The organism is Pseudomonas sp. B3(2017), from assembly GCF_002113595.1.
In the GTDB taxonomy this organism is placed as follows: Bacteria; Pseudomonadota; Gammaproteobacteria; order Pseudomonadales; family Pseudomonadaceae; genus Aquipseudomonas; species Aquipseudomonas ekonensis.
Genome location: NZ_NEIU01000002.1, coordinates 170,920 through 192,084, shown reverse-complemented (window position 1 = coordinate 192,084; position 21,165 = coordinate 170,920). Strand labels below are relative to the sequence as shown.

The 21,165-nt window shown below is 63.4% G+C and carries 18 protein-coding genes and 1 pseudogene; 4 read left to right on the top strand and 15 right to left on the bottom strand.

From position 1 onward, the window contains the following. Positions 1-71: 71 nt before the first annotated feature. The 6 genes and pseudogenes from CAG33_RS03455 to CAG33_RS28960 all read right to left on the bottom strand — a co-directional run bounded on the left by CAG33_RS03455 (position 72) and on the right by CAG33_RS28960 (position 4,577). Complete coding sequence (locus CAG33_RS03455; protein WP_085630016.1) at positions 72-1,409, bottom strand: TldD/PmbA family protein; 1,338 nt, start codon at positions 1,407-1,409, stop codon at positions 72-74. Next, positions 1,409-2,851, bottom strand: coding sequence for a TldD/PmbA family protein (locus CAG33_RS03450; protein WP_085580704.1), 1,443 nt, complete (start codon positions 2,849-2,851; stop codon positions 1,409-1,411). The genes CAG33_RS03455 and CAG33_RS03450 overlap by 1 nt, the downstream gene beginning before the upstream one ends. A gap of 217 nt (positions 2,852-3,068) precedes the next feature. Continuing rightward, positions 3,069-3,410: an AzlD domain-containing protein gene (locus CAG33_RS03445; RefSeq protein WP_085580702.1), complete on the bottom strand. Its 342-nt coding sequence runs from the start codon at positions 3,408-3,410 to the stop codon at positions 3,069-3,071. After that, positions 3,407-4,129, bottom strand: coding sequence for an AzlC family ABC transporter permease (locus CAG33_RS03440; protein ID WP_085580700.1), 723 nt, complete (start codon positions 4,127-4,129; stop codon positions 3,407-3,409). Before CAG33_RS03440 ends, CAG33_RS03445 begins: the two co-directional genes overlap by 4 nt. Beyond that, a complete protein-coding gene (locus CAG33_RS28965) occupies positions 4,129-4,413 on the bottom strand; it encodes a hypothetical protein (protein WP_371856098.1) in 285 nt (94 codons plus the stop codon). Before CAG33_RS28965 ends, CAG33_RS03440 begins: the two co-directional genes overlap by 1 nt. A 137-nt stretch (positions 4,414-4,550) precedes the next feature. Continuing rightward, positions 4,551-4,577, bottom strand: a pseudogene (locus CAG33_RS28960) (hypothetical protein). A 223-nt stretch (positions 4,578-4,800) separates the two neighbouring features. Between CAG33_RS28960 and CAG33_RS28955 the strand changes: the two are divergent. Next, on the top strand, positions 4,801-5,052 hold the full coding sequence (locus CAG33_RS28955) for a hypothetical protein (RefSeq protein ID WP_371857665.1): 252 nt from the start codon (positions 4,801-4,803) through the stop codon (positions 5,050-5,052). Positions 5,053-5,325: 273 nt separating this feature from the next. Here CAG33_RS28955 and betA read toward each other — a convergent pair whose 3' ends face one another. The 3 genes from betA to betI all read right to left on the bottom strand — a co-directional run bounded on the left by betA (position 5,326) and on the right by betI (position 9,324). Then, positions 5,326-7,029 carry a choline dehydrogenase gene (gene betA, locus CAG33_RS03430; protein ID WP_085636935.1) on the bottom strand — a complete coding sequence of 568 codons (1,704 nt, stop codon included), beginning with the start codon at positions 7,027-7,029 and terminating at the stop codon, positions 5,326-5,328. A 153-nt stretch (positions 7,030-7,182) separates the two neighbouring features. Then, on the bottom strand, positions 7,183-8,655 hold the full coding sequence (gene betB / locus CAG33_RS03425; protein ID WP_085580694.1) for a betaine-aldehyde dehydrogenase: 1,473 nt from the start codon (positions 8,653-8,655) through the stop codon (positions 7,183-7,185). A 48-nt stretch (positions 8,656-8,703) separates the two neighbouring features. Beyond that, positions 8,704-9,324, bottom strand: coding sequence for a transcriptional regulator BetI (gene betI / locus CAG33_RS03420; protein WP_085581202.1), 621 nt, complete (start codon positions 9,322-9,324; stop codon positions 8,704-8,706). Positions 9,325-9,805: 481 nt separating this feature from the next. Here betI and CAG33_RS03415 point away from each other — a divergent pair, with 481 nt between their 5' ends. Continuing rightward, entirely contained in the window at positions 9,806-11,746 is a 1,941-nt protein-coding gene (locus tag CAG33_RS03415; protein WP_371856101.1) for a BCCT family transporter, read from the top strand. A 473-nt stretch (positions 11,747-12,219) separates the two neighbouring features. Here the strand turns inward: CAG33_RS03415 and choV are convergent, their stop codons facing one another. From choV to CAG33_RS03400, 3 genes are all read right to left on the bottom strand, one after another. Further along, a complete protein-coding gene (gene choV, locus CAG33_RS03410; RefSeq protein ID WP_085580689.1) occupies positions 12,220-13,398 on the bottom strand; it encodes a choline ABC transporter ATP-binding protein in 1,179 nt (392 codons plus the stop codon). Next, positions 13,395-14,240, bottom strand: a complete 846-nt coding sequence (gene choW / locus CAG33_RS03405) for a choline ABC transporter permease subunit (RefSeq protein ID WP_085580687.1) — start codon at positions 14,238-14,240, stop codon at positions 13,395-13,397. The genes choV and choW overlap by 4 nt, the downstream gene beginning before the upstream one ends. Before the next feature lie 65 nt (positions 14,241-14,305). Next, entirely contained in the window at positions 14,306-15,253 is a 948-nt protein-coding gene (locus CAG33_RS03400; RefSeq protein WP_085580685.1) for a choline ABC transporter substrate-binding protein, read from the bottom strand. Positions 15,254-15,688: 435 nt separating this feature from the next. On the opposite strand from CAG33_RS03400, the gene CAG33_RS03395 reads away from it, so the two are divergent. Further along, entirely contained in the window at positions 15,689-17,065 is a 1,377-nt protein-coding gene (locus CAG33_RS03395) for an L-serine ammonia-lyase (protein WP_085580683.1), read from the top strand. A 664-nt stretch (positions 17,066-17,729) separates the two neighbouring features. Then, positions 17,730-18,833, top strand: coding sequence for a GlxA family transcriptional regulator (locus CAG33_RS03390; protein ID WP_085580681.1), 1,104 nt, complete (start codon positions 17,730-17,732; stop codon positions 18,831-18,833). Here the strand turns inward: CAG33_RS03390 and aac(6') are convergent, their stop codons facing one another. From aac(6') to CAG33_RS03375, 3 genes are all read right to left on the bottom strand, one after another. Continuing rightward, positions 18,834-19,280: an aminoglycoside 6'-N-acetyltransferase gene (aac(6'), locus tag CAG33_RS03385; protein WP_085580679.1), complete on the bottom strand. Its 447-nt coding sequence runs from the start codon at positions 19,278-19,280 to the stop codon at positions 18,834-18,836. A 55-nt stretch (positions 19,281-19,335) separates the two neighbouring features. Then, complete coding sequence (locus CAG33_RS03380; protein WP_085580676.1) at positions 19,336-19,596, bottom strand: hypothetical protein; 261 nt, start codon at positions 19,594-19,596, stop codon at positions 19,336-19,338. Positions 19,597-19,981: 385 nt separating this feature from the next. Then, positions 19,982-21,145: a gamma-butyrobetaine dioxygenase gene (locus CAG33_RS03375; protein WP_085636932.1), complete on the bottom strand. Its 1,164-nt coding sequence runs from the start codon at positions 21,143-21,145 to the stop codon at positions 19,982-19,984. Positions 21,146-21,165 lie beyond the last annotated feature (20 nt).

Here is a 21,165-nt window from a genome sequence, read left to right as displayed (position 1 = left end):
CGTTTCATCCGACATCCCTGTCGATTGACCCACCGCTTTGGCGGCCAAGCCCGTTCCCGCAGGTCTTGTGTTTACAGGGTCAGCGTCAACCGGCTGACCAGCGCCCCCGGCAACAGCGCCGAAGACGTGTTGCGCTGGCTGTACGTGCTGGCCGACAGCAGCAGTTCCCGTTCGGCGGTCAGGGCTTCCAGCTGCGAACCCAGCAGGCTGTAGGCGCTGTCGTCGAAGCGCATGGTGCTGACCGGCGCCTGGATCCGGCCGTCCTCGACCCAGAAGGTCGCGAAGCGGGTCATGCCGGTCAGGCGCGCCGCCGGTTGGTCCGAGTAGTTCAGGTACCACAGGTTGCTGATGTACAGCCCGGTGCCCAATTGCTTGAGGATCTCGTCCTGGGGCAGTTGGCCTGCGGCCATGTTCAGCGCGCTCGGCGCTTCGCCGCCGCCGGCGCCGTTGGCGGCCAGGCCGTATTCGGCGGCGCTGCGCGAGCCCACCAGACGGTCGCCGGCCTTGCCTTCGACGATCAGGCGCAGGTCGCTGCGCGGATAGCCTTCACCGGAAAACGCCGGGCTCAACGAGCCGCTGACCTGCTCGTCGACGCAGACCAGCGGGCTGAAGGCCTGATCGCCGGCATACAGCTTCTGCAGCGGGCTGCTCTTGCTGGCGATCGACTGGGCCGAGAATCCACCCCAACTGAGCATGCCCATGATTTCCTCCAGCGCCGCCGGCGCCAGGTACGCCCGGTACTGCCCCGGCGCCAGGGTGCGCAGCGGCCGGCCGAGAAATTCCAGTTGCTCGCGGGCCTGGGCGAAGCGCTGGGCGAAGCCTTCGCGGCTCCAGTCGTGGCCGGCGTAGCTGGCCTTCACGGCCTGGCCGTTGTCGTGGAACAGGCTGAAGTCGAAATTGAAGCTGTTGGCCTGGTGCCAGCCGAACGCCCCCGAGGAGCTGGCGAAACCGCGGCTGATCGGCCCGGCGGCATAGAAGCCCACCAGATCCAGGCCGGCGGCGGCTTCGGTGATCTGCGCCACCACGTCTTCGGTGTCCGGCAGGGGATGTTCCTGCACGCTCTGGCTCTGCCAGCGGTTGTGGTTGAGCAGCAGGTACGGATCCTGCGGCAGCAGCGGCACGGTCTCGCGAAGCTGCTGCAGGCCTTCGGCCAGGCGTTGCAGGTCGGTTTCCGGCTCGCCGGACAGGGTGATCTGCAAGTCCGCATGGCGGCCGTCGTCGATCAGTTTCAGCCCGATGTTGGCCTGCTGCACCTGCCCGGCCTGACGCACCTTGGCGTGGTTGAAACGCACGAACGCCGAGGACTCGGCGGCGTAGCTGAGGGTGAATTGTTCCGGTTCGCGCACGGCGTCATGCAGCCAGTCGACCAGCGCCTTGAAGGCGGCGCTTCCGTTCCTGGAAATACTCATCAGGCGTCTCCCCCAAACACATCAACGTTGCTGAATACGCAGGCCGGCGAGGCGTGGCCGACGCGGATCACCTGGTTCGGCTCGCCCTTGCCGCAGTTGGGCGTGCCCAGCACGCGGGTGGTGCCGGCGTCGCCGACGGCGCGCAGGCTCTTCCAGAAGTGCGCGGAAATGCCCCGGTAGTTCGGGTTCTTCACCACGCCCTTGAGTTCGCCGTTCTCGATCAGTTGGCCCCACTCGCAGCCGAACTGGAATTTGTTGCGGGCATCGTCGATCGACCATGAGCGGTTGGTGCTCATGAGGATGCCGTGCTCGATGCCGTTGATCAGTTGCGCCAGCGACTGGTCGCCCGGCTCGATGTTGAGGTTGGCCATGCGGTCGATCGGCGGGCGGTTCCAACCGCAGGCGCGGCTGTTGGCGACGCCGTCGAGACCGGCGCGGAACTGCGACAGCGCCCCGCCCAGCGGCCGCACCAGCAGGCCTTCGCGGATCAGGAACTGCTTGCTGGCGGCGCTGCCGTCATCGTCGTGGCCGTAGCTGGCCAGCTCTTCGGGAATGTCCGGGTCGAAGGTCACGTTGAGCAGCTTCGAGCCGTACTGCAGGGTGCCGAAGTCGGCGGCGGTGACGAAACTGGTGCCGGCGTAGTTGCGTTCGTCGCCCAGGATCCGGTCCAGCTCCAGCGGGTGGCCGATGGACTCGTGGATCTGCAGCATCATCTGGTCGGGCATCAGCAGAAGGTCGCGCGGCCCTTGCGGGGCGTTCGGCGCCAGCAGCAGCTGCAGCGCCTGGTCGGCCACTTGCGGGCCGGCGCCGATCAGGCCGCAGCGGCGCACCACGTCCATGCCGCCCTGCTGGCCGAAGTTCTCCCGGCCCAGGCTGCGGGTCTGGCTGTCGTTGCCGTCGTAGGCGGTGACGTCCAGGCCAGGGTAGATGAAGCGCTGGGCCTGGCGCAGTTCGGCGCCGGCGCTGCTCAGGTAGATCTGCTCGACATGGGTGATGCCCAGGCTCACTTCCCAGTTCACCAGGCGCTCATCCTTTGGCACCGAGGCGGACTCCGCGCCGAGCAGCTCGAAGCATTCGCTCAGGGACGGGAGGGGTTGGTCGAGGTGGGGCGAGAAGTAGTCGGCGCGGTCGCCGGACACCGGCTGCTCGCGCAGGTCGAGCAGGGCGTGGGGCTTGAGCCGCCGGGCCTGCTGTTCGGCGCGGTCGAGGGCGGCCTGCAGGCCCTGCTGCGACAGGTCGTTGGTGGCGGCGTAGGCTTCGACGCCGTTGACCCGCACGGTGAGCATCGCACCTTCGTCGCGGCGCAGGCTCGGCGGCTCGGCGACGTTCTTGCGCACCGACAGGTACTGGCCGGACTCGCGCACATAGCGCAAGGAAAAGAATTCGGCACCCGTGCGCAGGGCAGCGAAGCGCTGCTTGAGCCGGGGGTGGAAATCGAACATTCGGAAACCTCCTTGTCATGGAGTAGCGGCGAAGCGGATTCGGCGGGGAGGGGTGATGCGATGGGGCGAGGACTAGAGTAGGCCTGCGTGGGGGTAGGATCAAGGGCATTGCGAGAGAGGGAAAATGCTCTCTGAATGTCAGACGTTGTACCTGACAGGTGAGGGTTCGTGAGCCTGCCAGGCTCACGAGGGTCACTTGGAGGGGTTGCCGGGCGCTTCAGCTGCTCAAATGAAACGCGAGCAGGTAAATCGCCAGGCTGCCCAGGAAACTCGGCAGAATCTGCCTGGTCTTCGCGACGACGACGAACGTTCCCGCCAACAGCAGTATCTTCAGCGCATCGAGAACCTGAAACTGCTGCAACAGGCTCGGGCCGTCTAGCTTTCCAAACGCCGTGTCGTAGACGATCACTCCTAGCATGGCTTGAGCGCTGTAACTGACGAATCGATAGAAAGAACCCTGGGTACGGGTTAATGCAGGTGCATTTTTGAAGGCAAACGGCAGTGCGCGAAATGCAAACGCCGTCAGTGCGCCAAAGCCGATCAGCAACCAAATCGTCATCGGGAAGCCAATCCTTGGGTCGAGCCATTTTCAATCATCACGATCAGACCGCCGATCAGAAAGGGTGTGATTAACAGGTTGTAGTCCTTGAGCAGCAACACGAGCAGTGGAGCGCTGACGAAACCGAGCCAATAGCTGGACACCTCCCCATGGTTCGGCCAGTGCTTGCCGGCCAGCGCCGTGAACTGAAGGGGCAGCAGCATTGTTATGGCGGCGGCGATGACCGGCGAAGTGAGCCCAGCACCCGCGACAAACCCGATCCAGGTGCAGACTGCCGAAACAGCGAAGATGGGGGTGCCCACCCCGATGAGATAGGCGAACGGAAACTCCGCGTTTTGCTTGAAGCGCGTTATGCATGCAGTGAAGACCGAGGGCGTGAACAGAATGAGCGAAGCCAGGATCTTTCCCGTCGGCGTTTCCTTGAAGTAGGGCGCCAGCGTCGTTGAAAGCAAGACGAAGCGAGCATTGAGCGCCAACACGATCGGTATCAGAAACCATCCCTCGCCATGGTTCTGAATGAGCAGGAACTGCAGTGGCGTAGAAAAGATCAACAAGGTCGTCGCAAGGGTCTGATTCAACGTCAGTGCCTGGGCCGAACCTGTCATGCCGATCGACAGGTACAGAAAGATGAACGCGACCCCGAAGGTGATCGAGTCGCGGCCTCCTTCTCCAAGTGCCTTGGCGAAAGGCGAAAGAGAGGTCTGTAGGCCACCCTTCATCAAGCGGCTTCCAGCGCGGCGTATTTCCCGTCAAGCGAGTAGTACTGCTTGCGGGGCCCTTTGCTGCGAAACAGTAGGCGTGGCGTCGTGCTGTATGTCGAGTTTGCCGTCTGTGAGCGAACCTCATCCGCGCTGATGTTCAGTATGGGGCGCGCGTGCAGGATCTTGTGATTGGCAACGATCAGGAAGGTGCCAGTCTGTGCGGTGGAGACATTGCTCTTGGCGGTTGAGATATTGGCCCTGATCTTGTCCAGAACTTGTTGGCCACCATTGATTGCTCGCATCCGTTCACCGCAATGGGTATCGATGCGGAAATCCAGTGAGAACTGGTAGCCATATGTTTCGCTGTATTCAACGATGTTTCGGATTCGCTTTTTCGAGCCGTCGACGTTCTTTCCGGAAATGAATTCCGCTTGCGTGCTCAGGAGCGTTTCAATGTCTTCGTCATCAAGGCATTGAAGTAAGTCAGCAGGGTAGTAATAAGCGGTCGGTGTATGGGTGGTGTCACGGCAAACGGTGAGCGCAAGATAGTCGACGTTCAGGCTTTCATAAAGGTCATCAGAGTGCGGAGTGATGTCACCGTACCCATTTCCCCATTCGCGGTACTTTTCGGCGCTCGGTTTCAGGTACAGCGCCTTGTGGTCTTCATATTCGTACTTAATGTCTGTCAGGTGGAACAGATCGGCCAGTGCCTCATGGACGGTCAGCGCCAGTTCTGGAGAGTCGGTCGTGAATATGTTGGTGATGCAGACCGCCGCCACGCCGCTCTTGGCGATGCCGACTTTGCCGAAGTAGGCGATGTGGTCAGGATGGAGATAGGTCATGAAAATATTCGTAAGCTCTATCTTGAGCGTATGAATATCCCTTTCTTTATTTTTGCTCCACCACGACTCAATGGTTCCGCTGATGTAGTCGAAGTCTAGCGAGATGGTTTTTTCGTTGGAGAGTTCGTGTCGAAAGAATTCAACGGAGTTGTATTGGTCTTTATGGCTGCGCACGGTTGGCCTTCCTTGGTGGGTGATTTTCTGGCGCGCATATTAGTGTTTTTGATAGACGGGTAAAGAATGTAATTGTTGCGGTTTTTGTTTTCTTGGAGAGTGTCTTTTTGGAAACTTTCTTATATGAGAATCGAAATTAAAAAGCCGCCAGTTTCGCAGGGAAACTGGCGGCTTTCGTTTGCGCTGACAGTTGAGCCGTCAGTGCGCTGCGGAGCTCACTTCACGCAGCGGCTTGCCTTTGACCGGTGCATCGCCGGCCACGTAGTAGGCGGCCTTGCTGCGCGGCAGCGGCTGACGGCCGCGGATCTTGTCGGCGATTTTCTCGGCCATCATGATCGTCGGCGCGTTCAGGTTGCCGGTGGTGATGATCGGCATGATCGAGGCATCGACCACGCGCAGGCCCTGCATGCCGTGGACGAGGCCCTGGCCGTCGACCACCGCCATCTCGTCGGTGCCCATCTTGCACGAGCAGGACGGGTGGAACGCGGTTTCGGCGTGCTCGCGGATGAACTTGTCCAGCTCTTCATCGGTTTGCACTTCGATGCCCGGGCTGATCTCGCGGCCGCGGAAGGCGTCCAGCGCTGGCTGCTGCATGATTTCGCGGGTCAGGCGGATGCCGTCGCGGAATTCCTGCCAGTCCTGCTCGGTGGCCATGTAGTTGAACAGGATGCTCGGGTGCTGGCGCGGATCCTTGGACTTGAGCTGGATGCGGCCGCGGCTCGGCGAGCGCATGGAACCCATGTGCGCCTGGAAGCCGTGCTCCTGCACGCCGTTGCTGCCGTTGTAATTGATCGCCACCGGCAGGAAGTGGTACTGGATGTTCGGCCAGGCGAACTCAGGACGGGTGCGGATGAAGCCGCCGGCCTCGAACTGGTTGCTGGCGCCGATGCCGGTGCCGTTGAACAGCCACTCGGCACCGATGGCCGGCTGGTTGTGCCACAGCAGCGACGGGTACAGGGACACCGGCTGGGTGCAGGCGAACTGCAGGTACAGCTCCAGGTGATCCTGCAGGTTCTCGCCGACGCCCGGCAGGTCGTGGACCACCGGAATGTCGAGGCTTTCCAGCAGCTTCGCAGGGCCCACGCCGGAACGCTGCAGCAGTTGCGGCGAGGCGATGGCGCCGGAGCAGACGATGACTTCCTTGCGCGCCTTGGCTTCGACGCGCTCTTCGGCGGAGCCGACCAGGTAACGCACGCCGACCGCACGCTTGCCTTCGAACAGCACTTTGTCGGCCAGGGCGTGGGTGACGATGGTCAGGGTCGAGCGCTTCTTGGCGGTGTCCAGGTAGCCGCGGGCGGTGGAGGACCGGCGGCCTTTCGGCGTCACGGTGCGGTCCATCGGGCCGAAGCCTTCCTGCTGGTAGCCGTTCAGGTCTTCGGTGCGCGGGTAGCCGGCCTGCACGCCGGCTTCGACCATGGCGTGGAACAGCGGGTTGTTGCCGGCCTTCGGCGTGGTCACGCTGACCGGGCCTTCGCCGCCGTGGTAGTCGTTCGGGCCGATGTCGCGGGTTTCCGCCTTGCGGAAATACGGCAGGCAGTCCAGGTAGGACCAGTCTTCCAGGCCCGGCAATTGCGCCCAGCCGTCGTAGTCCATCGCGTTGCCGCGGATGTAGCACATGCCGTTGATCAGCGACGAGCCGCCCAGGCCCTTGCCGCGGCCGCATTCCATCCGGCGGCCGTCCATGAACGGCTCAGGATCGGTTTCGTAGGCCCAGTTGTAGCGGCGGCCCTGCAGCGGGAAGGCCAGCGCGGCCGGCATCTGGGTACGGAAGTCGAGACGGTAGTCCGGGCCGCCGGCTTCGAGCAGCAGGACGGTGACGCCCTCGTCTTCGGTCAGGCGGGTGGCCAGGGTGTTACCGGCCGAGCCGGCACCGACGATGATGTAATCGAATACTTGGGACATTGAATGCACCCTCTTTGAAGTTGGTCAGATCAAGGCCGGATGAGTGCTGCGCACTCAATCGCCAGCAGGCTGGCTCCCACAGGGGTACGCATTCCATTGTGGGAGCGAGCCTGCTCGCGAAGGCGGCCTCGCGAGCAATGAAGGACTCGGGTCTCAGAACACCGAGACGTAATCGCCCAGCTCGACCTGTACCGATTTGATGCGTGTGTAGTTGGTCAGCGAGCTGATGCCGTTCTCGCGGCCGACGCCCGACTGCTTGTAGCCGCCGACCGGCATCTTCGCGTCGGACTCGCCCCAGGCGTTGATCCAGCAGATGCCCGCTTCCAGCTGATGAATCACGCGGTGGGCGCGGTTCAGGTCGCGGGTGACGATGCCGGCGGCCAGGCCGAAGTCGGTGTCGTTGGCGCGGCGGATCACTTCTTCTTCGGTTTCGTAGGTCAGGATCGCCATGACCGGGCCGAAGATCTCTTCGCGCACGATGGTCATGTCGTCGGTGCAGTCGGTGAACACGGTCGGTGCCACGAATGCGCCCTTGGCGAAGTCGCCGTCGGTCATGCGCTCGCCGCCGCACAGCACGCGTGCGCCTTCTTCCTTGCCCTTGGCGATGTAGCCCAACACGCTTTCCATGTGGGCGAAGCTGACCAGCGGGCCGAAGTTGGTGTTTTCGTCTTCAGGGTTGCCGACGCGGATGCGGGCGACGCGCTCGACGATCTTGGCTTCGAAGGCCGCTTTCAGGTGGCTCGGCACGAACACGCGGGTGCCGTTGGTGCAGACCTGACCGGAGCTGTAGAAGTTGGCCATCATGGCGGTGTCGGCGGCGCGATCCAGGTCGGCGTCGTCGCAGATGATCAGCGGGGACTTGCCGCCCAGTTCCATGGTCACGTCCTTCAGGGACGAGGCCGAGGCGCTGGCCATGACTTTCTTGCCGGTGTCGGTGCCGCCGGTGAAGGAGACTTTCTCGATGCGCGGGTGCTCGGTCAGCCAGGTGCCGACTTCGCGGCCGCTGCCGGTGAGGACGTTGAACACGCCGTTCGGCAGGCCGGCTTCGGTGTAGATCTCGGCCAGTTTCAGGGTGGTCAGCGAGGTGACTTCGCTCGGCTTGAAGATCATCGCGTTGCCGGCGGCCAGGGCCGGGGCCGATTTCCACAGGGCGATCTGGATCGGGTAGTTCCACGCGCCGATGCCGGCGACCACGCCCAGCGGCTCGCGGCGGGTGTAGACGAAGGAGGTGTCGCGCAGCGGGATCTGCTCGCCTTCGATGGCCGGCACCAGGCCTGCGTAGTATTCCAGCACGTCGGCGCCGGTGACGATGTCGACGTACTTGGTTTCGGAGTAGGCCTTGCCGGTGTCCAGGGTTTCCAGCGCAGCCAGCTCATCGTTGCGCTCGCGCAGGATGTCGACGGCGCGGCGCAGGATGCGCGAACGCTCCATGGCGGTCATCGAGGCCCAGATCTTCTGGCCCTTTTCGGCGCTGACCACGGCGCGCTCCACGTCTTCCTTGGTGGCGCGCTGCACGTGGGCGAGGACTTCGCCGTTAGCCGGGTTGATGGCTTCGAAGGTGGCATCGCTGCCGGCGTCGGAGTACGCGCCATCGATGTAGAGTTTTTGCAGTTCGAAACGGGCCATAAAGTCCTCGCAAGTGCATGAGTGGTTGGCTGCCGCCATGGCGGCGGTTCAGGGGCCGAGCGTTTTCTGTGTGCTCTGGCTCGCCTGCTTGGCCAGTTGGAAGTCCATGTATTCGTAAGCGATCCGTTGCGCCTGCTCGGTGTCGAAAGCGTCTCCCGACAGCGCGCCGCGCAACCACAAGCCGTCGATCAACGCTGCCAGTCCGCGTGCGGCGTTGCGCGCCTCTTCGAGCGGCAACGCGCGGCGGAACTCGCAGCACAGGTTGGAATACAGACGGTGATCGTTGATCCGCTGCAACCTGTGCAAAGACGGCTGGTGCATGCTGGTGGCCCAGAAGGCCAGCCAGGTTTTCATTGCCGGGCCATTGACCTGGCTGGCGTCGAAGTTGCCTTCGATGATCACCTGCAGATGAGCCCGGGGGCTGTTGTCTGCCAGCGCCTGACGGCGCGCGGTGACGCTCTCGCTGAGGGCGGTCATCAGATACCGCATCGTGGCGGCGATCAGGCCGTTCTTGTCCTGAAAGTAGTGACTGATGATGCCGTTCGAGACACCGGCCAAACGGGCGATCAGCGCAATGCTGGCGTCCCCCATCCCGACCTGGTCGACGGCCTGCAACGTGGCTTCGATCAGTTGTTGGCGGCGGATGGGTTGCATACCGACCTTGGGCATCTTGCACATCTCCTTAGGCCTTCCGGCAGCCGCGCAACGGCTGTCGGATCGAGGGCCAGTCTATTTTGTTTTGATTGAACGTTCAATCAACAAAGAATAAGATCTGCGACAAATCGTCGCTGCCTACAGGTTTTTCCTACGTGTAAATGGCGATAAACCGACATCCGAAAATGCTCGAAACCTGCGTGGGGCAAGGCGCGGTTCGGCGTTCGATGGACGTGTTGAATGGGCAAGACGCTTGGGGCCAGGTTTCGGATGAATGTCCGGATCATAGCCACGACGGCGATTCGCGGTGCCATCTCTGCAGGTTCGGGCTTTTTCGGGGTGTCTTTATATCACCCGCCGGTCGGCTGCCAACTCACCGATTGGTCGGGTTCCGTGTTGCCTTGTGTTCTTCTCTCGCACTGCCTGGAGCATTTGTGCCATGAGTTCTGCCTCGCTAATAAAGACCCCGCCCGAGAAGGTGACGGTCAACGGTTGGGTGTTCTACACCTCGACCGCGCTGATTCTGCTGTTGACCGCCATCCTGATCGCCGCCCCGCAAGAGGCGGGCAGGTTGCTCGGTGTGGCCCAGGCCTGGCTGTCCCGCAGCTTCGGCTGGTACTACATGGTGGTGATCGCCGCCTATCTGGTGTTCGTGGTGGGGCTGGCGTTTTCGTCCTACGGCAAGCTCAAGCTGGGCAGCAAGGACGATACCCCCGATTTCAGCTACGGCGCCTGGGCGGGGATGCTGTTCTCGTCGGGCATCGGCATCTCGCTGCTGTACTTCGGCGCCTCCGAGCCGCTGGACCACTACTTCAACCCGCCGGAAGGCGCTTCGGCCACCAACCTGGCCGCGCGTCAGGCGGTGCAGCTGACGTTCCTGCACTGGGGCCTGCACGGCTGGGCGATCTACGCCCTGGTGGGCCTGGCCGTGGCGTACTTCGCTTACCGTCACAACCAGCCGCTGGCCTTGCGTTCGGCGCTGTACCCGCTGGTCGGCGAGCGTTGGGTCAAGGGCGGCGCCGGTCATGCGGTGGACGGCTTCGGCATGTTCGTGACCCTGCTGGGCCTGGTGACTAACCTGGGCATCGGTTCGCTGCAAGTGGCGTCGGGCCTGGAAAACCTGTTCGGCATGGAGCACAGCAACACCAACCTGCTGATCGTGATCATCGTGATGAGCACCGTGGCGACCATCGCCGCCGTGTCCGGTGTGGAGAACGGCATCCGCCGCCTGTCCAACCTCAACATCATGCTGTTCAGCGGCCTGCTGATCTTCGTGCTGCTGTTCGGCCCGACCCTGCACCTGCTCAACGGCTTCGTGCAGAACATCGGCGACTACCTCAACGGCGTGGTGCTCAAGACCTTCGATCTCTACGTGTATGAAGGCGACAGCGCCAAGTCCGACCGCTGGCTGGGCCTGTGGACTCTGTTCTACTGGGCCTGGTGGATCTCCTGGGCGCCATTCGTGGGCATGTTCATCGCTCGCATCTCCCGTGGCCGCACTGTGCGCGAACTGGTGGCCGGCGTGCTGCTGATCCCGCTGGGCTTCACCCTGGCATGGCTGTCGATCTTCGGCAACTCGGCGCTGGACCTGGTGATGAACCAGGGCGCGGTGGAACTGGGCAAGACGGCGCTGGAGCAGCCGTCGATGGCGATCTATCAGTTGCTTGAGCATTACCCGGCGTCGAAGGTCGTGATCGGTGTGTCGATCTTCGTCGGCTTCGTGCTGTTCCTGACCCCCGCCGACTCCGGCGCGGTGATGATGGCCAACCTTTCGTGCAAGGGCGGCAACGTCGACGAAGACGCCCCGCACTGGCTGCGGATCTTCTGGTCGGTCGTGATCACCCTGGTGACCATCGGCCTGCTGTTCGCCGGCAACTTCGAAGCCATGCAGACCATGGTGGTGCTGGCCGGCCTGCCGTTCTCGGTGGTGCTGGTGTTCTTCATGTTCGGCCTGCACAAGGCGATGCGTTCGGACGTGCAGATCGAGCAGGAGCAAGCGGAGCTGGCGGCCCGTGGCCGTCGCGGCTTCAGCGAGCGCCTGACCCAGTTGGACCTGCAGCCGAGCCAGTCGGTGGTTCAGCGTTTCATGGACAAGCACGTCACTCCGGCACTGGATGACGCCGCCGCGCAGTTGCGCGCCCAGGGCCTGGAAGTGCAGACCCTGCTGGGCAAGTCCAAGCGCTGCATGGGCGTGCGCGTCGAGATGGAAGAGGGCAACCCTTTCGTCTACGAAGTGAGCCTGGACGGCTACCTGGCGACCCCGACCGAGTCGGCCCAGTCCGACGAGGCGCGCCAGCGTTACTACCGCGCCGAGGTGTACCTGCACAACGGCAGCCAGGACTATGACCTGATGGGCTTCACCCAGGACCAGATCACGCGGGATGTGCTTGATCAGTTCGAAAGCCATCGGCAGTTGTTGGGCCGGGTGTATAGCTAAGCGGTAAGCGGTAAGCGGTAAGCGGTAAGCGGTAAGCGGTAAGCGATAAGCGATAAGCAACAAGCGGTGCGGTGTTTCGGTCTGGGATGCCGCGCAGGCTTCATCGCCAGCAGGCTGGCTCCCACAGGGGAGTGTGGGGCTGGCTTGTTGGGGAAGGGGGCTTAAGGCCTCACCGCAGACGCGCAAAAACAAAGACGCCGCGATCGATTCGCGGCGTTTTTGCGTTTGGGGGTAATGCTTCTGCGACTGATGGGACGCATCGTGGCGAGGGCGTTTGTCGGATCGCCCGCACCGTCCCGGTCGACTGCGCAGCAGTCGTAAACCTGGATCGCGGCGGCGCTTTGCCCGGGGCCGCTTCGCGAGCCGGCGGGACGGTGCGGCGATCCAACAAGCGCCCTCGCCACAGCTACATTCCCTGCACCAACGAAAACGCCGCGATGATTCGCGGCGTTTTCGTGTCGGTGGCCTTTCCTTTACCCCAGGTTCTTGCCGAGCAGCGCGTGGTACAGCTCGCTGTCGCCGAGGATCCCCACCACGTGATTGTTGTCGTGCAGCACCAGTTTGTTGCCGGTCTGATAGCGGATCTGCAGCGCTTCGCGCATGCCGATGTTGGAGTCCACCAGGGTCGGGCGGCGGTCGAGGGCTTCCACGGCCTGGCCCGGCACCCAGTTCTGCAGGTCGAGGGTGGAGCCGTTCTTGCGGGCACCCTTGATGGTGTTGCCTTCGGCCAGGTCCAGCCACGAGTCGCCGCCCGGATCCAGGCACACCGAGCCGTTGATGCGCTTGCAGTTGTCCAGGGTGCGCATCAGGCTGCGGCCGCACAGCACGTTCAGCGGGTTGGTGTGGGCGACGAAGGTGCGCACGTAGTCGTCCGCCGGGTTCAGCACGATCTCTTCCGGCACGCTGTACTGGATGATCCGGCCGTCCTTCATGATCGCGATGCGGCTGCCCAGCTTCAGCGCCTCGTCGAGGTCGTGGCTGACGAACACGATGGTCTTGCTCAGCTTGCGCTGCAGTTCCAGCAGTTCGTCCTGCAGGCCCTGGCGGATCAGCGGGTCGAGGGCCGAGAACGGCTCGTCCATCAGCAGGATGTCGGCGTCCATCGCCAGCGCACGGGCCAGGCCGACCCGCTGCTGCATGCCGCCGGAGAGTTCGTCCGGCTTCTTGTTGCGCCATTGGGTCAGGCCCACCAGCTCAAGCTTGTCGTCCACCAGCTTGCGCCGTTCCTTTTCCGGACGGCCCTGCATCTCCAGGCCGAAGCTGATGTTCTCGCGCACCGTCAGCCAAGGCATCAGGGCGAACTTCTGGAACACCATGGCGATGCGCTTGGTGCGCATCATCTTGAGTTCAGCAGGGGTGCAGGAGGCGATGTCGATCTGCTTGCCTTCATGCTCGACGAACAGCTTGCCGCGGCTCACGGTGTTGAGGCCGTTGATGCAGCGCAAGAGGCTCGACTTGCCGGAGCCGGACAGCCCCATCAGCACGCAGATCTCGCCTTTGTTGATGTCCAGGCTGGCCTTTTCCACACCGACGATCTGGCCGGTCTTCTTCAGGATCTCGTTGCGGGTCATGCCCTGGTCGAGCAGCTTGAGCGCCTCGCGCGGGTCCTTGGAGAAGATGACGTCTACGTTGTCGAATCGAATAATGCTCATGCATCACCCCCTACTTTGCCTTCGGGCTGTTTGCAGATCCGGTCGAGCATGATCGCCAGCAGGACGATCGCCAGGCCCGCTTCGAAGCCCAGGGCGATATCGGCAGTGTTCAGTGCGTTGACCACCGGTTTGCCGAGTCCGTCGGCGCCCACCAGTGCCGCGATCACCACCATCGACAGCGACAGCATGATGCACTGGGTGATGCCGGCCGCGATGCTCGGCATGGCGTGGGGCAGTTCGATCCGTGACAGCAGTTGGCGACGCGAGCAGCCGAAGGCCTTGCCGGCGTCCATCAGTTCTTGCGGGACATCGCGGATGCCCAGGTAGGTCAGGCGGATCGGCGCGGCGATGGCGAACACCACGGTGGAGATCAGGCCCGGCACCACACCCAGCCCGAAGAGGGTCAGGGTAGGAATGAGGTAAACGAAGGTCGGTACGGTCTGCATCAGATCGAGCACCGGACGCATTAAAGTGTAGAACATCGGCTTGTGCGCCGCGACGATGCCCAGCGGCACGCCGATGACCACGCAGACCAGGGTCGCGAACATGACCTGGGCGAGGGTTTCCATGGTTTCCTGCCAGTACCCCAGGTTGAGGATCAGCAGGAAGGAGGCGACCACGAACGCGGTCAGGCCCCATTTGCGCTGGATGTAGTGGGCCAGCAGGGCGATCAGGCCGATCAGCGCCAGCGGGTTGAACCAGGTCAGCGCAAACGTCACGCCGTGGATCATCGTTTCCAGGGTCGCGGCGATGGCGTCGAAGGTGCTGGCGCCGTGTTGCGTCAGCCATTCGACGAAGCCTGCGATGTACTGGCCTAAAGGGATTTTCTGATCAATCAGCATGGTAGTGAACGTCCGCATGCAAGGAAATAACAGCCCGGGCGGGCGAACCCGCCCGGCGTAAGCGATTACTGATTCAGCTTGGCTTTCACGGCCTCCAGGCCAGGTTTACCGTCAGTGGTGGTCACGCCAGCGAGCCAGGTATCGAGCACCTGTGGATTCTTCTTCAGCCAGGCCTTGGCGGCCGCCTCAGGCTTCATTTTGTCGTCCAGGATGTTGCCCATCAGTTCGCTTTCCATGTCGACGGTGAACTCCAGGTTCTTCAGCAGCTGGCCGACGTTGCCGCACTCTTGGACGTAGCCCTTGCGGGTGTTGGTCGCTACGGTGGCGGCGCCGAAGTCGGGGCCGAAGAAGTCGTCCCCGCCGGTCAGGTATTGAATCTTGAAGCGCTTGTTCATCGGGTGCGGCGCCCAGCCGAGGAACACCACGGCGGTGTCGCGCTTCTGCGCGCGGTCGACCTGGGACAGCATGCCCGCCTCGCTGGATTCCACGACCTTGAAGCCGGCGTCCTTCAGGCCGAAGGCGTTCTTGTCGATCATGCTCTGGATCAGGCGGTTGCCGTCGTTGCCCGGCTCGATGCCGTAGATCTTGCCGTCCAGTTCCTTCTTGAACTTGGCGATGTCGGCGAAGTCGTGCAGGCCCTTGTCGTACAGGGCCTGGGGCACGGCGAGGGTGTACTTGGCGCCCTTGAGGTTGGTGCGCACCGTCTCGACGGTGCCGGCATCGCGGTAGGCCTTGATGTCGTTTTCCATGGTCGGCATCCAGTTGCCCAGGAACACGTCCATGTTCTTGCCGTCGGCCAGGGACTTGTAGGTCACCGGCACGGAGATCATGGTGGTCTTGGTCTTGTAGCCGAGGGCGTTGAGCACGACGCTGGTGGTCGCGGTCGTCGCGGTGATGTCGGTCCAGCCGACATCGGAGAAGTTCACGGTGCTGCATTGCGCCGGTTCGGCGGCCTGAGCCAGCAGCGGCAGACTCAGCATGGCGGCCAACAACAACGACGGGGAACCTTTCATGAATGGACTCCTTGGTGTTTTTTTCGGCAGTGTTCCGATTGGACCACCGCACTTATGGGTTGCGGTTGGGTGGCGTTCTGAAAACAGCTCTACCGCGGCGCCTTTCAATCGAGTCATAACGATCATGTACCAGTGAAAATCTGACGCCTACAGGGTGCGTCGTATCCAGTACAGGGATGGTCGCATCCAGTGTCGGTGACGTCGTTTACAGCTTTTTTCGGCCCTTTTGGCGTGTCTGAACCGCAGAAAAACGGCGCAGGAACGGGCGTAAAGCGGTACGGCGTTGGTGGACATGAGTGCGTCGGTGCCAGACGCCGGGCGCGCCGGGAAAAGCTTGATGATGCGGGCATCCCGGCGGAACGCAGCTTGAGCGTAGCAGCTCCGCCAGCGGGCGTTTCGCGCCCCCGAACGGCATCCTTGAGGAGCTTCGCAGCAATGGCTATCAGCGTTTTCGACCTGTTCAAGATCGGCATCGGCCCGTCCAGTTCCCACACCGTCGGCCCGATGCGCGCCGCCGCCCTGTTCGTCGGGTCGCTGCGCGACAGGCACCTGCTGGAACAGGTGCGTCGCGTCGAGGTGCAGCTGTACGGCTCGCTGTCGGCCACCGGTATCGGTCACGGCAGCGACAACGCGGTGATCATGGGGCTGATGGGCGAATGGCCGGACGCCATCGACCCGTCGCTGATCGGCCCGCGGATCCAGGCCCTGCGCGAAACCCACACGCTGTTGCTCGACGGACGGCTGTCGGTGCCATTTATATGGGCACGGGACATGCGCCTGATCGACGAGAACCTGCCGTTCCACCCCAACGCCATGACCCTGGTCGCCGAAGGTGATCACGGCGAGCTGTACCGCGACACCTACTATTCGGTCGGCGGCGGGTTCGTGGTGGACGCGGCGCAGGCCGCCAGCGGCGTGGCGGACCTGGACCGGACGGAATTGCCTTACGACTTCTCAAGCGCAGTGGAGCTGCTGGAGCTGTGCAAGAAACACAACCTGCGGGTGGCCGAGCTGATGATGGCCAACGAAAAGGCCTGGCGCAGCGAAGAGGAAATCCGCGCCGGCCTGATGAAGCTCTGGCAGGCGATGCAGGATTGCGTTGAGCACGGTCTGAAGCACGAAGGCATCCTGCCCGGCGGCCTCAATGTGCGCCGGCGCGCAGCCAAGCTGCACCGCAGCCTGCAGGAACTGAACAAACCCAACGTGATCGGCTCGACCCTCAGCGCCATGGAGTGGGTCAACCTCTATGCACTGGCGGTCAACGAAGAGAACGCCGCCGGCGGGCGCATGGTGACGGCGCCGACCAACGGCGCGGCGGGGATTGTTCCGGCGGTGCTGCACTACTTCATGAGGTTCAGCGAAGCGGTGACCGACGCCAATGTCGTCGACTACTTCCTGGGGGCCGCGGCGGTGGGCATCCTCTGCAAGAAGAACGCCTCGATCTCGGGCGCCGAAGTCGGCTGCCAGGGCGAGGTCGGCTCGGCCTGCGCGATGGCGGCGGCGGGCCTGGCCGAAGTGCTGGGCGCAACGCCGGAGCAGTTGTGCAACGCGGCGGAGATCGGCCTGGAGCACAACCTGGGTTTGACGTGCGACCCGGTGGGCGGGCTGGTGCAGGTGCCGTGCATCGAGCGCAACGCGATCGCGGCGGTCAAGGCGATCAACGCGGCGCAGATGGCGTTGCGGGGCGACGGGCAGCATTTCATTTCCCTGGACCGGGTGATCCGTACCATGCGCGACACCGGTGCGGACATGCACGACAAATACAAGGAAACCTCACGGGGCGGGTTGGCGGTCAGCGCGGTCGAGTGCTGAGACCGCGTCGCCCCCATCGCTGGCAAGCCAGCTCCCACAGTGATTTGGGTGAATGCAGGATTTGTGAACACCCCGGCAGGCTGGCTCCTACAGTTATTCGGGTGAGCACAGTATTTGTGAACAACCCAAAAAGCTGTGGGAGCAGACAGGCCAGCTTCCACAGTGAATCGGGTGTACACAGGATTTGTGAACGACCGGAAAACCTGTGGGAGCTGGCTTGCCAGCGATAGCGCCAGACCAGTCAAAACTGCGCACCCAGGGAGCACTGGCCGCCCACCGCGCCACCTTTTGGCGCGTCGCAATCAGACAAGAACCATTCCCGTCCGGGCGGCGCCGTGCGCGCCCGCGACCGTCCGTCCGCCGTGCCATGGGTGACACTGCGCCGCACCGGCCCCCGGGCCAGTTCCCACAAGTGCTACCGATTTGCTCACACCCTGCGGGGCAGTGCTTTCGCCGACACTGATGGCTCTTCACACGACCTTTCGTCAGGCGTCTTGAATAGACGCTCCGCGACGTCGTTTTCAGGAGTTATTGAACGCGCATTCAATTTCAGGCACGGCAATTGCTCTGTCATAACAAAGCCCCGTCTCGCGCAAGAGAACGACGGCAATAACAAGAGCCTCCGCCTGAGGCCATCACCCGCTTTGTGTGAGGAGATACCGCGATGACGTCGTTCAACTCCGGGGCTCAACCCCAGAACCGTGCGCCTCAATCCATCGGCTTCCTGCTGCTGGACAATTTCACGCTGATTTCCCTGGCTTCCGCGGTCGAACCGCTGCGCATGGCCAACCAGTTGTCCGGTCGCGAGCTGTACCGCTGGACCACCCTCACCGTAGACGGCGGCCAGGTCTGGGCCAGCGACGGCCTGCAGATCACCCCCGACGCCTCCATGCACAAAGCCCCGCCGATGGACACCGTGATCGTCTGCGGCGGCATCGGCATCCAGCGCACCGTGACCCGTGAACACGTCTCCTGGCTGCAGGGCCAGGCGCGCCAGTCGCGCCGCCTCGGCGCCGTGTGCACCGGCAGCTGGGCCCTGGCCTGCGCCGGCCTGCTCGACGGCTTCGATTGCAGCGTGCACTGGGAATGCCTGGCGGCGATGCAGGAAGCCTTCCCGCGCGTGGCCATGAGCACCCGCCTGTTCACCCTCGACCGTAACCGTTTCACCAGCTCCGGCGGCACCGCGCCGCTGGACATGATGCTGCACCTGATCAGCCGCGACCACGGCCGCGAACTGTCCGCCGCGATCTCGGAGATGTTCGTCTACGAGCGCATCCGCAACGAGCAGGATCACCAGCGCGTGCCGCTCAAGCACATGCTCGGCACCAACCAGCCGAAGCTGCAGGAGATCGTCGCGCTGATGGAAGCCAACCTGGAAGAGCCGATCGACCTCGACGAGCTGGCGGTGTACGTCTCGGTGTCCCGGCGTCAGCTGGAGCGCCTGTTCCAGAAGTACCTGCACTGCTCGCCGTCGCGCTACTACCTCAAGCTGCGCCTGATCCGCGCCCGGCAACTGCTCAAGCAGACGCCGATGTCGATCATCGAGGTGGCGTCGGTCTGCGGATTCGTGTCCACGCCGCACTTCTCCAAGTGCTACCGCGAGTACTTCGGCATTCCGCCGCGGGACGAGCGCGTAGGCTCCAACACCGCCCAGCAGGTGGCGATGCTGCCGCTGCCGCAGGCCATCGTGATGTCGCCGCTGTCGGGACCGCTGTCGGCGTTGAGCCAGGCGCGCAACGAATCGACGTTCGCCAGCGTGAGGCTCTGATCAGAGCGGGCGCCTGAAGTACACGACGCGCTCGGTTTCCTCGAAGCCGAGCGCCTTGTGCGTCGCCTGGCTGACCAGGTTGTCGAGGCCGGTGTCGGAAGCCATTTCCACGCAGCCGTTTTCCCGTCCCCATTGCGCCACCTGCTCGATCAACCGGGCGGCCACGCCGTGGCGGCGCTGCTGCGGCACCACGTAGATGCCTTCCAGGAACACCACCGGCGAGCTGTCGGTGCCGTTGACGTAATCGGAGCGTAATGAGGCTTCGGCGAGGCCGACGGGATGGTTTTGCGTGTCGTAGGCAACGAAGTTGATATAGCGCTGCGGCGCCTTCAGCTGCTGCTCGATGTCGTCGCGGTGCTCGTGTTCCGGCGCATCGGGCCAGAGCGCCTGGCGTAAGGGCAGCCAGCCCGGTTGTTCGCTGGACTGGCAGGTCTGGATAAAGAACATCGGCGTTCGCTCGTGGTGATCGTCAAGGCCACCACTCTAGCAAACGCCCGGGATCTCAGACGCGGGTCTGTTGGTACTGCGCCAGCGCCGGCAGCAACTGCTTGTCGATGGCTTCACGCACGATCGGCTGGATGCTCGCGCTGCTGGTGTACATCTGCTTGACCATGGTGCGCAGGGTATTGGCCCGTACATCGTCCAGACCGCGAACGGCGCACTCGCAGGCCTGCTGGGCCGTGGAGCCCGACGGCACTTCGAATCCCAACGACTTGAGTTGGCCCAACAGGTCTTCCTGATCGATCAAATCGGCATACATCATGACGCGGATCCTTCTTTGGCAACGGAGGTCGTGGCTCGATTCTGGTAGGCCTGCCGAGGCGCGGCAAGGGTGTTTTGTCGCGGTGTCCACATTGGCTATGAGCATGTCGTTTTCGGCTAACTTGCGCGCCCAGGGAGTGGGCACACTGATCCCAGCTCGCTTCACGAAGGTTTGGTCACCCTCGCACGGCAGCTCCTCAACAGTACCCTCGCCCCGATCCTGTCACGGCTTGCATCGGGGCTTTTTTTTGCCTGCCGACTGGTAAGTCCGCGGTGGTTTCATCGCCAGCAGGCTGGCTCCCACAGGAGCGGGGCGACCACCAGTTTCGTGGGCACCGCTGATCCTTGTGGGAGCCGGCCTGCCGGCGATGAACGATGACGCGGTTTCAGCGCTGCAGCACCAGAATCCGCGACAGCAGCTCGTCCCGGTCGATGTAGCAGCCCTGGAAATGCCGGGCCCCGCTGGCCGGGTCGAACGCGTTGCGCGCGTGCAGGGTGCGGCGGTTGTCGAAGCACCACAGCTCGCCCGGATTGAGCCGCCGCATCACCCGAAAGCGCGGTTCGCGGGTCATGGCGATGAAGCGCCGGTAGGCCCGGTACAGCAGCGGCATCTGCTCCACCGACGTGTCGAACGCCCCGCGCAGGAAGTTGGCCATGCGGATCTCGGCCACGTGACCCAAGGCGTCCAGCGCAATGATCGGCGCCAGCCGGCGATAGTCGCTGTGGCGATCCTTGTTGCGAAACTCCACGGGGATGTCGCACAGGGCCTGGAACGACGGGGGATCCTCCCGGCGCAGCGCCTCGGCGATGGCGAACCCGTCGACGAAAATGCTCTCGCCACCCTCGGCGTCGTTCACCAGGCAATGCAGGAACTGCAGCCCCGGTTGCAGCTCGCGGGTCGGCAGGTCCGTGTGCAGCGGCAGGTTGAAGGCAGTGTAGGCGTTGCTGTCGGCATCGGCCTTGGACTGCACGTTGAACAGCACACCGAAATTGCTCTCGCGGATGAACGAAATGCGCTGGGCGACCGCCTTCAGCGAGCCGGGTTCGGTGGGCACGCCGCGCACCTGGGTCAGGCCGATGTCGCGCACCGCCAGCAGCCAGTGCAGCAGCGCGTCGTTGCCGTTCATCAGGGCGGCGTAGTCGAACACCGGCAGTTGCAGGTCGCTGCGCCAGAGGAAGGGCCTGGGCTTGGCGGCGAGGCGTTCGGCGCGGGATTCGTCGTCGTAGGCGTGGGCCCGCAGCCAGCCGGGGTCGAAGCGGCTGAGGTGGCCGTCCTGCCAGTCGATGAGCAGGCGGCCGTCGCTGTCGATGCGGGCGGCGGCGGGTTCCAGCGAGGACGAGGCGTCGACGATCTCGAACACCTGCTCGCGGGTGACGCTGTACACGCACTGCGGGCACGGGCAGTTGTCCCGCAGCCAAGCGTGGTGGAACGGGCTGACTCGCCCGTCGGCCCATTCGGCCAGGACACGGTCCGCCAGACGCTGCACGCCGTTCAGCGCGCTGATCAACGGATAGGTACGGAAATCGGCTACGGCGGCAACGGTGTTCATGGCGGCTCCTTGCGATGGAC